This window comes from Leuconostoc sp. S50 (genome assembly GCF_016624925.1).
Taxonomy (GTDB): Bacteria; Bacillota; Bacilli; order Lactobacillales; family Lactobacillaceae; genus Leuconostoc; species Leuconostoc pseudomesenteroides.
On the sequence record NZ_JACVUE010000042.1, the window covers coordinates 1 to 247 of the forward strand.

General features: G+C 45.7%; 1 protein-coding gene. It reads right to left on the reverse strand.

The features are described from left to right. Positions 1–247, reverse strand: a 247-nt coding sequence (locus IAE53_RS11310; RefSeq protein ID WP_200554251.1) for a hypothetical protein, incomplete at both ends; no start/stop codon positions are given.

A 247-nucleotide genomic window follows, 5' to 3' on the forward strand; every position in this document is an offset into this window, starting at 1 on the left:
AGTCGCTCTTTGACGTGGATTCACTGTTCGAAATCGATTCACTCTTTGACGTCGACTCACTGTTCGAGATCGAGTCGCTCTTTGACGTGGATTCACTGTTCGAAATAGAGTCACTCTTTGACATTGACTCACTGTTCGAGATAGAGTCGCTCTTTGACGTGGATTCACTGTTCGAAATCGATTCACTCTTTGACGTGGAGTCGCTGTTCGAGATAAAGTCGCTCTTTGACGTGGATTCACTGTTCGA